Origin of the sequence: Ancylobacter dichloromethanicus (assembly GCF_018390645.1) — a bacterium.
GTDB classification, from domain to species: Bacteria; Pseudomonadota; Alphaproteobacteria; order Rhizobiales; family Xanthobacteraceae; genus Ancylobacter; species Ancylobacter dichloromethanicus.
The window spans coordinates 235,662-246,422 of record NZ_JAHBGC010000005.1 but is presented as its reverse complement, the minus strand read 5'-3'; the positions used below and the strand labels follow the sequence as shown (position 1 = coordinate 246,422).

At 69.4% G+C, this 10,761-nt stretch carries 8 protein-coding genes; 1 reads left to right on the top strand and 7 read right to left on the bottom strand.

Annotated elements, in window-relative coordinates:
* The first annotated feature begins 8 nt into the window (after positions 1-8).
* Positions 9-1,748, top strand: coding sequence for an ABC transporter ATP-binding protein (locus tag KHC23_RS03615; RefSeq protein ID WP_213369617.1), 1,740 nt, complete (start codon positions 9-11; stop codon positions 1,746-1,748).
* Between the two features lie 118 nt (positions 1,749-1,866).
* On the opposite strand, the gene cydC is transcribed toward KHC23_RS03615, so the two are convergent.
* The 7 genes from cydC to KHC23_RS03580 form a co-directional block, all read right to left on the bottom strand.
* Positions 1,867-3,540: a thiol reductant ABC exporter subunit CydC gene (cydC, locus tag KHC23_RS03610; protein WP_213369616.1), complete on the bottom strand. Its 1,674-nt coding sequence runs from the start codon at positions 3,538-3,540 to the stop codon at positions 1,867-1,869.
* A complete protein-coding gene (cydD, locus tag KHC23_RS03605; RefSeq protein ID WP_213369614.1) occupies positions 3,537-5,348 on the bottom strand; it encodes a thiol reductant ABC exporter subunit CydD in 1,812 nt (603 codons plus the stop codon). Before cydD ends, cydC begins: the two co-directional genes overlap by 4 nt.
* A 63-nt stretch (positions 5,349-5,411) precedes the next feature.
* Complete coding sequence (locus KHC23_RS03600; protein WP_213369612.1) at positions 5,412-5,657, bottom strand: cytochrome bd oxidase small subunit, CydX/CbdX family; 246 nt, start codon at positions 5,655-5,657, stop codon at positions 5,412-5,414.
* A gap of 12 nt (positions 5,658-5,669) precedes the next feature.
* A complete protein-coding gene (cydB, locus tag KHC23_RS03595) occupies positions 5,670-6,818 on the bottom strand; it encodes a cytochrome d ubiquinol oxidase subunit II (protein ID WP_213369610.1) in 1,149 nt (382 codons plus the stop codon).
* Position 6,819: 1 nt separating this feature from the next.
* On the bottom strand, positions 6,820-8,376 hold the full coding sequence (locus KHC23_RS03590; RefSeq protein WP_213369608.1) for a cytochrome ubiquinol oxidase subunit I: 1,557 nt from the start codon (positions 8,374-8,376) through the stop codon (positions 6,820-6,822).
* Between the two features lie 555 nt (positions 8,377-8,931).
* Positions 8,932-9,855, bottom strand: coding sequence for an acetamidase/formamidase family protein (locus tag KHC23_RS03585; protein ID WP_213369606.1), 924 nt, complete (start codon positions 9,853-9,855; stop codon positions 8,932-8,934).
* Between the two features lie 39 nt (positions 9,856-9,894).
* Complete coding sequence (locus KHC23_RS03580; RefSeq protein ID WP_213369604.1) at positions 9,895-10,761, bottom strand: ABC transporter permease; 867 nt, start codon at positions 10,759-10,761, stop codon at positions 9,895-9,897.

The window sequence follows — 10,761 nt, the reverse complement described above, 5'->3', positions numbered from 1 at the left end:
AGTCCATCATGAAGCTCATCCGGCCGTTCCTGACCTACTATGCCCCCTATAAGGGGCTGTTCATGCTCGATTTTTCCTGCGCGGTGCTGTCCGGCCTGCTGGAGCTGGGCTTCCCCGTCGCGGTGAAGCTGTTCATCGACCACCTGCTGCCGGGTCAGGACTGGCACCTCATCGTCTGGGCGGCCATCGGCCTGCTGGTGATCTACCTGCTGAATGCCGGGCTGATGGCGATCGTCACCTATTGGGGGCACATGCTCGGCATCAATATCGAGACCGAGATGCGCAAGCGCGCCTTCGATCATGTGCAGAAGCTGTCCTTCTCGTTCTTCGACAACCACAAGACCGGGCATCTGGTGGCCCGCCTCACCAAGGATCTCGAAGAGATCGGCGAGGTCGCCCATCACGGCCCGGAGGACGTGTTCATCGCGGTGATGACCTTCATCGGCGCCTTCGCCGTGATGCTCAGCGTGAATATCCACCTCGCCATCCTCACCGCCGTCATCGTTCCCGCCAGCGCCCTGATCACCACCCGCTACGGGCGGCGGATGACGCAGAACTTCCGCGCGCTGTTCGGCCGGGTCGGCGCCTTCAACGCCCGCATCGAGGAAAACATCGGCGGCATCCGCGTCGTGCAGTCCTTCGCCAACGAAGAGCATGAGAGCCGGCTGTTCGCGGTGGAGAACGACAGCTATCGCACCACCAAGCTGGAGGCCTACCGGTTGCTGGCGGCCAATGCCTCGCTCAGCTATCTCGGCATGCGCCTGACCCAGGTCGTGATCATGCTGGCCGGCACCTGGTTCGTGCTGCGCGGCGAACTCAGCAATGGCGGCTTCGTCGGCTTCCTGCTCCTCGTCGGGGTGTTCTTCCGGCCGCTGGAGAAGATCGCCGCGGTGATGGAAGTCTACCCGAAGGGCATTGCCGGCCTGCGCTCCTATCTCGATTTCCTCGCCACGAGGCCCGACGTGGCCGATCGCCCGGGCGCGGTCGAGCTGACGGACGTCAAGGGCGCCATCCGCTATGAGGGCGTGCGCTTCGCCTATGGCAACGCGCCGCCGGTGCTGGGCGGCATCGACCTCGATATCCGCGCCGGCGAGAGCGTCGCCTTTGTCGGGCCGTCCGGTTCGGGCAAGACCACCCTCTGCTCGCTGCTGCCCCGCTTCTACGAGGTCGGCGGGGGCCGCATCACCATCGACGGCCACGACATTCGCGACGTGACCCTCGAGTCGCTGCGCCGGAACATCGGCATCGTGCAGCAGGACGTGTTCCTGTTCAGCGGCACCATCCGCGAGAACATCGCCTATGGGCGGCTGGACGCGGACGAGGCCGCCATCAATGAGGCCGCGCACCGCGCCCAGCTCGACGAGGTGATCGCCGGCCTGCCGCTCGGGCTCGACACCGTGATCGGCGAGCGCGGCGTGAAGCTCTCGGGCGGCCAGAAGCAGCGCCTCGCCATCGCCCGCATGTTCCTGAAGGACCCGCCGATCCTCATCCTCGACGAGGCCACCTCGGCGCTCGACAGCGAGACCGAGTGGGAGATCCAGCGCGCGCTGGCGGCGTTGTCGGAAGGGCGGACCACGCTGGTCATCGCCCACCGCCTGTCGACGGTGCGCAGCACCGACCGCATCGTCGTGGTCACCCGCGAAGGCGTGGCCGAACAGGGCAATCACGCGGAACTGCTGGACACGGGCGGCCTTTATGCCCGGATGGTCCGCACCCAGTTCGCCGAGGCGCACCGCATCCCGGCCTAGCGCGTTTTCGAGCGAAGTGGATACCGGTTCGCGGCAGGAAGACGGGTGAACTCAACAAGCCGGAGCATTTCCCCGATTCATGAATCGGGAAAACGCTCTAGCGGCCCACGCACCGGCCTTACCCGGCGATCCGCCCCGCCTCCATGTGCACGATCCGCTCGGCGAAAAGCCGCGCCGCCGCCGGATCGTGGGTGATCAGCACGGTGGTGCGCCCCTCCCTCTCCCGCGCCAGCGCGGCGAGCAGCCGGCGGCTGGTGGTGGCGTCGAGATTCTCGGTCGGCTCGTCGAGGACCAGGATCAGCGGCGCGCGCAGCAGGGTGCGCGCGATGACCAGCCGGCGCGCCTGCCCGGCGGAGAGCCGCGCCCCGCCCTCGCCGATCCAGGTGTCGAGCCCCTCCGGCAGTTCGCCCAGCACCTCGTCCAGTCCCGCCAGAGCGAGGCAACGACGCAGCGCCTCCTCCTCCGCCTCCGGCGCGGCGACGCGCAGGTTCTCGCGCAGGGTGGCGTTGAACAGATGCGCCTCCTGTGCCGCCAGGCCGACGAGCCGGCGCAGATCCTCCGGCGTGTACTCTCGCAGGTCGTGCCCGCCGAGCGTGACGCTTCCCTCGTAATCCCAGAACCGCAGCAGCAGCCGGGCAATGGAGCTCTTGCCGGCCCCGCTCGGCCCGAGGATCGCCATGTGGCACCCCGGCGCGATCGTGAGATCGAGGCCGTCGAGGGCCGGCGCCCCATCCGGCGCGTAGCGCAGCCGCACGGCGCGAAAGTCGAGACCGTCGTCGCATGGGGCCGGCGAGCGCGCCGGGAAGGGGCCGATCGGCGGCGGGCGGTCGGCCAGGGCGAACAGCCGCCGCGCCGCCGCCATCACCTCGCCCCAGCGCTGCATCGCGCCGGGCAGCGGCGCCACCGCCTCGAAGCTGGCAAGGGCGGCAAGGGCGAGGGCCGGCACCAATGGCGGCGCCAGCGTGCCCGCCGTGACCGCGCCGGCCGCCAGCAGCGCCGCGCCCCACACCGCCAGCCAGGCGCACAGGCCGACCGCCGCCTCGGCGAAGGCGCCGTGAAGCGCCGCCCGGCGCTGGGCGTCGGCGAACCGGTCGCCGAGCGCGTCCAGTGCCGCGAGCCGCCGCCCGACCGCGCCGGCGGCCCGCAGGTCGGTGCCGCCCTGAAGGAAATCGGCCACCGCCACACGCAGCGCCGCACGATGCGCCACCGCCTCCGAACCCGGCCTCTCCGCGGCCCGACGCGCCAGGCCGGGCACCACGCCGCCGGCGGCGATGAGCAGCGCGCCGACGACGAGTCCGGTCGGCGGGTGCAGCGCGGTGAGCAGCGCCACCACCAGCACCCCGCAGGCCAGCGCCACCACGATGGGGGCGCCAAGGCGCAGATAGGCGTGCTGCAGCGTCTCCACATCGGCCTGCAGGCCGGCGGCCAGATCGGCGCCGCGCCGGTCGGCGAGGCCCGCCGGGGCCAGTGGCGCGAGCCGACGGAACAGCCAGAGCCGCAGTTCCGCCAGCAGCCGGAAGGTCGCCTCATGGCTCACCAGCCGCTCGAAATAGCGCCCGCCGGTCCGCAGGATGGCGAAAAGCCGGATCGCCGCCGCCGGCAGGAAATAGTTCATCATGCCGGTGGTGACGCCGGCGATCGCCATGGCGGCGATGAACCAGCCGGCCACCGCCATCAGCGCGACGCTGGCGAGGATGGTGAGGCACGCGATGCCGCCGGCCAGCAGCATCCAGCCGCGATAGGGACGCGCCAGCGAGAGAAGTCGGCTGATCACCGGTCCCGCGTCGCTCATGCGGCAAGGCTCCCCTCGCCCAGCAGCGCGGCGAACCGGCCGCCCTTTTCCAGCAGTTCGGCCCGCGTGCCCTCCTCGACGATGCGGCCTGCCTCCATCAGCAGGATTCGGTCGGCGAGGTGCAGGGTGGCGAGGCGGTGGGTGACGATGAGCGCGGTGCGCCCGCGCGCCAGCTCCCGCACCGCAGCGGTCACCCGCGCCTCGGTGGCGCGGTCGAGCCCGGCCGTGCCCTCGTCCATGATGAGCAGCGGCGCCGTCTGCTTGAGGAAGGCGCGGGCCAGCGCGAGGCGCTGCACCTGCCCGCCCGACAGCGTCTGCCCGAACTCGCCGAGCGGGGTGTCGTAGCCCTGCGGCAACGCCGCGATGAAGCCGTCGGCGGCGGCGAGGCGCGCGGCGGCGCGCACCCGCTCCCTGCGGGGCGCCGGGTTCCCGGTCGCCGGCTCGCCGTCCGCCGGGGCGCCGAGGCTGATATTGTCGGCCACCGTGCCCTCGAACATGTGCGGGCGCTGCGGCACCAGCGCCACCTGCCGCATCCAGTGGTCGGGGGCGAGGGCGGACAGGTCATGGACCGACGTGCCCGCTCCGCCCACCTCGATGGTACCTTGCTGCGGCGAGACGAAGCCGAGCAGCAGGCTGAGCAGCGTGCTCTTGCCGGCGCCGCTCGGCCCAACCAGGACGGTGATCTCGCCCGGCCGCAGATCGAGGTCGACCCCGTCCACCGCCGGCGCCCCCTCGCCCCAGCCGAAGCGCAGCCCGCGGCAGCGCAGGCTGATCGCGCGGCCGAGTTCCGGCGTCGCCGCGCCCGGCGCATCGCCCGGCTCGCCGAGCAGCGCGGCGATGCGCTCGGCGGCGGCCAGAGCCTCCATGCGGGCATGGTAGTCGACGCCGAGCTGGCGCAGCGGCGCATAGAATTCGGGCGCCAGCAGCAGCACGAAGAAGGCCGCCTCGAAGCCGAGCGCGCCGTCGAGCAGGCGAAAGCCGATCAGCACCGCCACCATCGCGATGGCCACCGTGGCGAAGAATTCCAGCGCCAGCGAGGAGAGGAAGGCCACCCGCAGCACCGCCATGGTGCTGGTCCGGTAGGCCTCGGCGGCGGCGGCGAGGCGGCTCTCCTCGCCCGCCTCGGCGTTCAGCATCTTCAGGGTGGTGAGGCGTTGCAGCCCGTCGAGCAGCCGGCCCGACAGCCGGGCGAGCCGGCGCCACTGGCGCCGGTTCAGGCGTTCCGCGCCCTGCCCGAGCAACACCATGAAAAGCGGGATCACCGGCGCGGTGAACAGCAGCACCAGCCCCGAGATCCAGTCGCGCGACAGCACCACGGCGAGGATCAGCAGCGGCAGGCCCGCCAGCGTGCCGAGATGGGCGAGATAGCGCGCCACATAGGGTTCCAGCGCGTCGACCCCCTCGATCACCGTGGTGGCGAGATCGCCGGTCGCTCGTCCCCCGAGGCGGGCGGGGCCGAGCGCGGCGAGGTGGCGCAGCAGCGCGGCGCGCACGTCGCCCTTCAGCCGCAGGGCGGCGCCGAGCGCCGCCCGGTCGGCGGCGTGGGCGAGGGCGAGGCGCGCCAGCAGCAGCGGCAGCACCGGGGTCAGCCAGACGAGCGCACGGCCGATCGGCGCGCCCTCCATCACCACCGGGGCGATGGCGTGGGCGAGCAGCCAGGCCTGCGGCACCACCAGCGCCGAGGCGAGCGCGCCCAGCCACATGGCGCGCCGGAGCGCGGAGCCGGTCGCGGCGGCGATGCGGCCCTTCAGCCAGCGCTCCGCCTCCGCTCCGGGCCGTGCCCGCTCCTCGGTCTCGGCGTCAATCATCTAGGAACAGTCGGCATCATCGACCCGGCCCGATCCGGCCCGGCGCGGTGGGCGGCGTCACGCTCAATGGGGCGTGCCCCGCGCGGGCGCACCGGAGACGACCCTGGCCATTTCCGACACGGTGTCGGCAGAGCTGCGCGCCGCCTCCTCCTGCGCCTCGAACAGCACGCCGGCCGAGACCGCGACCAGGATCATGAAGCCGGTTCCCAGGAACCAGGAGAAATACCAGGCGCCATAGCCGCCGATGATGACGCCGAGCAGGAGAGCGATGCCGGCAATGACCAGGGCAATGATGAAGCGCAGAAGCATGCCAACCTCCCCTCAGTACGAATGCTCGGACGATTCGACGTGCTGCACGCTCACCTCGCCCCGCATCATCCAGAACGCCCAGCTCGTGTACCAGACGATCAACGGTATGAAGATCAGCGTGAAGCCCAGCATCCAGCCCAGCGTCCTGAGGCTCGACCCCGAATTCCATATCGTCAGGCTGTGCGACGGGTCGGTCACCGACGGCATCAGGAAAGGGAACATGGAGGCGCCGACCGAGCCCATCACCCCGATCCAGGCCAGCGCGCCGAGCCACCAGGCCAGAAACGGGCGACGCGCCAGATGCAGCACCAGCCCCAGCGCAAGCGCGAGATAGGCCAGGCCCGGGAACGCCCACAGCAGGGGCTGGCCGGCATAATTGGCGAGCAGGGCCCCCGGCACCTGAACCACCTGCTGATGCAGGGGAGTCTGCTGCATGCCGGGCGCGGGGCCCGACACCAGCTGGAAGCCGTCCAGCCCCGCCAGCCAGAAGCCGCCGATGGTGAACAGCGCGATGGCGATGATCGCGGCGGCCATCGCGGCCGTGCGCGCGCGGCCGGCCACCGGTTGCGCCGCCTGGCTAGCCAGGGCGCTGCCGCCCATATAGACGGCGAGGCTCACCGACATCAGGCCGCACAGGATGGCGAAGGGATTGAACAGCGCGATGAAGCTGCCGGTGTAGTAGGAGCGCAGCAGCCAGTCGAAATGGAACGGCACGCCCTGGAGCACATTGCCCATCGCCGCGCCGAACACCAGCATGGGCAGGAAGCCGCTGACGAACAGCGCGCTGTCCCACACCGCGCGCCAGCGCTCCGATGGCATCTTGGAGCGGTACTCGAAGCCGAGCGGGCGCACGATCATGCTCCACAGCAGCAGCAGCATCACGATGTAGAAGCCGGAAAAGGCGGTGGCGTAGACCAGCGGCCACGCGGCGAAGATGGCGCCGCCGCCCAGGACGAACCACACCTGGTTGCCGTCCCAATGCGGGCCGATGACGTTGAGCGCCACCCGGCGCTCGCCATCGGTCCGGCCCACATAGCGCAGGATGGTGCCGACACCCATGTCCATGCCGACCATCACGCCGATGCCCGTCAGCAACACGCCGAGCAGGACCCACCACACGATTTCGAGCGCCATATACGCCTCGACAGCCGCGCTTTCCATGTCAGTAGCCTCCCGCCGTCTGGACAGCGCCATGGGGCGCCGGCTCCTCGGGTCCCTTGCGGACGAAATGCACCATGAGGAACATCTCGACGATCGCGAAGATGGTGTAGAGCAGCACGAATCCGGTGATCGAGAAGATCATGTAGCTTTCGCTGTGGGTGGACGCCGACAGCCAGGTCGGAAGCTTCTCGAACACCGTCCAGGGCTGGCGTCCCACCTCCGCCACCAGCCAGCCGACCTCCGAGGAGATGAAGGGCGCGGCCAGCATTACCAGGCCCAGCCGCAGGAACCAGCGGCGCTTTTCGATCTCATTGGCCAGCGAGACCAGCGTGCCGAACAGCATGTAGACCATCATCAGCAGCGCCAGCCCCACCATGATGCGGAACGACCAGAACACGATCCACACCTCCGGTATGGTGTCGCGGGCGGCCCGCGCGACCTGCTCGTCGGTGATCTGCGTAAGGTCGGGGGCGTAGCGCTGCGCCAGCAGGGCGTAGCCGACATCGGCCTTGTGAGCCTCGAACTGGCTCCGCGCATCGGCGTCGTTCGGGCTGGAGCTCAGCTTCTCCATCGCCAGAACGGCGGGAATGCCGTTGCGGATTCGCGCGCGCGCCAGTGCCTCAAGCTCGTCCACCGCCGGCACGGTCCCGTCCAGCGAGTGGGTGACGAGCAGCGAGAGCATGTACGGGACCTGGATCTCGAACGCGTTGCGTTGCTCATCCTGCAGCGGGAAGGCGATGGCGTTGAACGGCATGGGCGCCTTCTCCGCCGTCCACAGCCCTTCCATGGCGGCGAGCTTGGTGGGCTGCACCTTGGCGTCGACATAGCCCAGCGCATCGCCGAGCGTGATGACCCCGACGGAGCTCAGCAGGCCGAACACCACCGCGACCCGGAAGGAGCGCTTGGCGAATGCCACGTGCCGCCCGCGCAGGAGGTACCAGGAACTGATGCCGCAGACGAACACCGACGCCGTCAGATAGCCGGCGAGCACGGTGTGCACGAACTTGGACTGCGCGTCGTCATTGAAGAACAGGGCGCCGAAGCTCTCCAGTTCCATGCGCATGGTCACCGGGTTGAACTCGGCGCCGACGGGATGCTGCATGAAGGCATTGGCCACCAGGATCCAGAGCGCGGAAAGATTCGACCCCACCGCCACGAGATAGGTGACGGTGAGATGCTGCGCCTTGGTCAGGCGATCCCAGCCGAACACCATCAGTCCGATCATGGTGGATTCGAGGAAGAACGCCATCAGCCCTTCGATGGCCAGCGGCGCGCCGAAAGTGTCGCCGACAAAGCTGGAGTAGAACGACCAGTTGGTGCCGAACTCGAACTCCATGGTCAGGCCGGTGGCCACGCCGAGGGCGAAATTGATCAGCAGCAGCTTGGACCAGAACTGAGTCATCTGCTTGTAGATGTCCCGCCCGGTGGTGACGTAGATCGTCTCCATCACCACCAGCAGGACAGTAAGCCCCAGCGTCAGCGGCACGAACAGGAAGTGGTAGAGCGCCGTGGCCGCAAACTGCGCACGCGACAGATCCACGACGAAATCGTTGACCATGGACAGATCCCTCGACTTTCCCAGCACCGGCCACCGACGCGCGCGGCGGACCGCCAACCCGAATTGGCGCGTTCATTCGAGGCGTCGCCGCTCCGGCCGGCGGCGCCTCGCGAAGGCCGAGGCGACACGCCTCACCACCCGACACCGGTGGCCGGCAAGCTTCTGCTTTGCCGGCATACTGGGCGTGGCGCATCGGCGATTTCGGCGGCCATTCCCGGCGGCCGCCCGGAGCCTCGACACCGGGCGGCGGCGATCATGGCTGATCGGGGCGCCCTCTGACAGGTGCGATAGGACCAGAGCCGACCGAGGATGTCGACTCCGTAGTTGACCCGATCAGGTGGACATTTCGACCGTGCCGAAGCGTCAGGGCCGTGTCGCCGCGGCCGCCAGAGGCCGGCGGGAAGGCCCGGCGCGCGCCGGCATCGGCAACAGGCGGGAGGGGGGAGCGCAACGCGGATCGCGGCGGCGGCAAGCGGCGCGGTCCGGGACGAGGCGCGAACATCCGGCGGTCGTGCGGCCGGAACGGTTCGGCGTTCCGGCCGATCGGCTACGAAGCTAGCCGGCAAACTGAGCGAGCAGTTCCTTGTCGACCTTGCAGATATAGGTGTATTTTGGGTTCACCACCTGGGTGCAGCGCGCCTCGGCGATCTGGCCGAGCAGCATGTAGCCCTCCGCCGCCGGAATGGCGTACTCGTCCTCCAGCCAGCAGATCATCTCCTGGAAGGCGATCCGCATGGCGTCCTCCAGCGGGCGGGCGCAGCCGAGCGTGCAGATATGCGTCGGCGTCTCGATGCGCGGGTGGTTGAGCCGGGCCGGCGCCTCCTCCAGCGCGACCCGCACGGTGAGCGTGGCGCCGATCTCGATCGCGCCCATGCCGTTGGCCTCGCCATCGCCCTGCAGCGCGTGGCAGTCGCCGAGAAAGAGGTGGGCACCGTCATGGTTCACCCGGAACATCACCGTGTTGCCGGGGGTGATCTCCTGCACGTCGAGATTGCCGCCATGGGTGCCGTTGTCGACGGTGAGCACGCCGCCATGAACGGGGGCGACGCCGGCGACGCCGATCATCGGGCGCACCGGCAGCTTCACCTTGTCGCTCCAGTGCACGAGGCCGTCCTTCACCTCGACCACGCGGGTGAGGTGGCCGAATTCCTTCTGCCGCACCCAGTCCGGGAACATGCCGATGCCCGGCCACAGCGCGGTGAAGCCGAGCGTGTCCAGCTCCATGCCGAGGATCTCCAGCTTCAGCATGTCGCCGGCCTTCGCGCCCCTCACCTCGATCGGCCCGGTCGCGCCATTGACGAAGGGAAACGAGACATCGGTCTCGGTCAGTTGCTGGCCGAGATGGCGGATGGTGCCGTCATTGGCGTTGATCGCGCATTCGACGACGAAGGTCTCGCCGGGCGCGACGGCGGCGACGAAGGCATCCTTGGCCGACAGCGCATATTTGATGTTGCCGGCCTTGCTGACACGCGGGTTCATGGTCACTCCATTGGGCACTGAAACGCAAAGCGGCGCCGCTCAGCCGAGGCGGCGCCAGGGCATGAGCAGCTTTTCCACCTTGCCGACGATGAAGGTGAGGACGAGGGCGAGCGCGATGGTGGCGACCAGCGCGGCGAATACCTTAGGGATGATGTAGAGCGAGCCGGCCTTGAAGATGGCATGGCCGAGCCCCTCCGAGGACGACATGAACTCGCCGACGATGGCGCCGATCAGCGCGAAGCCGACGGTAAGCTTGAAGCCGGCGAAGATGTCGGCCAGCGAGGCCGGCACCACCAGCTTGCGGAAGATCTGGAACTTCGAGGCGCCCAGTGTGCGCATCAGGTTGATCTGGTCCTCGTCGACCCCGACGGCGCCCTTGTAGGAGGTCACCAGCGCGACGATGACCACGGACAGCGTCGACATGGCGATCTTCGAGGTCAGCCCGGTGCCGAACCAGATGATGATGATCGGCGCCAGCGCGATGATCGGGATCGACCCCAGCGCGATGACGAAGGGCTCGATGACCCGCGAGACGAAGCGCGAATACCACAGCGACAGCCCGATCAGCGTGCCGATGACATTGCCGACCAGGAAGCCGAGCAGGGTCTCCACGCCGGTCACATAGGTGTCGCGCCAGAGGCTGCCGTCGCGCGCCATCGTCATGAGGAAGCCGGCAATGGCGGAGGGCGAGCCGAACATGAAGGCCGCCTGCTTGTCGAACGCCGTCATGTACTCCCAGAGCGCCAGGAAGGCCGCCAGCAGCGCGATCTGGGACAGGATGACGAGCAGGGTCGCGCGCAGGCGGGCGCGCCGGTGCGCGGCCAGGCGCCGGGCGGCGGCGGCCTGGGTCGCCGCGTCGACGCCGCCGGGAGCGGTGGCGCGGAGCGGGAGGGGGGAACCGTTCAT

Coding starts and splice junctions, on each gene's coding strand:
- cydC (WP_213369616.1), bottom strand. CDS start 3,540: ATGAGCGACGCGGGACCGGTGATCAGCCGACTTCTCTCGCTGGCGCGT.
- KHC23_RS03600 (WP_213369612.1), bottom strand. CDS start 5,657: ATGCTTCTGCGCTTCATCATTGCCCTGGTCATTGCCGGCATCGCTCTC.
- KHC23_RS03590 (WP_213369608.1), bottom strand. CDS start 8,376: ATGGTCAACGATTTCGTCGTGGATCTGTCGCGTGCGCAGTTTGCGGCC.
- cydB (WP_213369610.1), bottom strand. CDS start 6,818: ATGGAAAGCGCGGCTGTCGAGGCGTATATGGCGCTCGAAATCGTGTGG.
- KHC23_RS03615 (WP_213369617.1), top strand. CDS start 9: ATGAAGCTCATCCGGCCGTTCCTGACCTACTATGCCCCCTATAAGGGG.
- KHC23_RS03580 (WP_213369604.1), bottom strand. CDS start 10,761: ATGAACGGTTCCCCCCTCCCGCTCCGCGCCACCGCTCCCGGCGGCGTC.
- KHC23_RS03585 (WP_213369606.1), bottom strand. CDS start 9,855: ATGAACCCGCGTGTCAGCAAGGCCGGCAACATCAAATATGCGCTGTCG.
- cydD (WP_213369614.1), bottom strand. CDS start 5,348: ATGATTGACGCCGAGACCGAGGAGCGGGCACGGCCCGGAGCGGAGGCG.